The following is a 1195-nucleotide window of genomic DNA, read 5'->3' as shown; positions in this document are numbered from 1 at the left end:
TGTGGGAGATTCTATGGTTTTAGGGAAGTTTTTTAAGCGGCTTTTGATCGATACTCGTCTCCGCTTTTCAGTAGGGCAAATACTACTCGCGCCAATTTGCGTGCAAGCATGACAAGCGATGCTGTCGTGCTAAAGCCCCGTGCCAGGCGCTCTTCGTAGTACGACTTCCATACTGCCGTGCGGCGTGCCGACATGGCCGCGTTATGAAGGAGGCGTCGAGCTTCGGGGTCTCCTCGCTTCGTGAGCTTGGATTGCCCTTTTTTCTGCCCCGACTGTGCAATCCTCAGATCCATACCCAAAAAGGCGATAAACGCATCCCCTCCGCTGAAGCTGCCACGCTGAAACGTCGCAGTCAGGCGAGCAGCAGTTAGAAAACCAATCCCTTCGACCTTCATGCAGCGCTTTACCTGAGGCATCAGCCCGGCCTTCTCCAGCAGATCCTTGATCATCTTCTCCACCAGCAGCTCAAGCCGCTGCATCGCACGCAGATGAGTCTTGAAGGCGGCTTTGAGTAGCGGTTCATTGGCCCAGCCCTGAGTCAGGCTGGTTCGTGCCTGGACCAGTCCTGCACGTCGCCGAAACAGGCTCAGAAGCTGTCGATAGATAGCCGGTGGCGGCGCCCAGGGCGTTAGGTCCTGCCCTTCGTTCTTCAGATAGCGGGCCAACAGCTGGGCATCAATTGCATCTGTCTTAGCGCGTACGTTGACGCCTTTTCGGTAATGGCTTAGGGCGTACCCATCTACCACGTAGATCGTATGCCCGAAGTCAAAGGCCAGATCCGTAAACAGAACGTGATAGATGTTGGTCGCTTCGATGGCGATGGACATCGCACCCGAGATGCCTTTGAGCCATTTCTTGATAGCTGCCTTGGTATTGGGGATTGCTATGAGTTCTGCTGACTCGTCGTCCCAAATGACCAGTTCCGCTTTGGCCACATCCACGCCAATCAGCCGCTTTGAATCAGCAACCACCATTGCCATGAGCAACTCTCCTCGATAGTGTTGAAGCACTTGAAGGGTCACCCAGAGGCGCTGGCTTGTGTCTTTCGTCGGTCTGAGCCCGGAAGCATTCTTTATCGGCGCTTGGGTGAAAAGGGAGGAGGGGCGAGGTCTCCCACGGTCTGTACTGCGCTAACAGTCAGAAGCTGGCTTTGTCCCTCCTCCTCCCTTCAAGTCTAACCATACAAGCTGGCTTG

The 1195-nt window shown here is 55.1% G+C and carries 1 protein-coding gene; it reads right to left on the bottom strand.

What is annotated here, in order from left to right:
- Positions 1–32: 32 nt before the first annotated feature.
- Entirely contained in the window at positions 33–980 is a 948-nt protein-coding gene (locus ACFY9W_RS29080) for a transposase (RefSeq protein ID WP_391138309.1), read from the bottom strand.
- Positions 981–1195: the final 215 nt, after the last annotated feature.

This window comes from Pseudomonas sp. NPDC008258 (assembly GCF_042956345.1).
In the GTDB taxonomy this organism is placed as follows: domain Bacteria; phylum Pseudomonadota; class Gammaproteobacteria; order Pseudomonadales; family Pseudomonadaceae; genus Aquipseudomonas.
The sequence above is the reverse complement of the archived record's forward strand: the minus strand, read 5'-3'. Positions and strand labels throughout refer to the sequence as shown.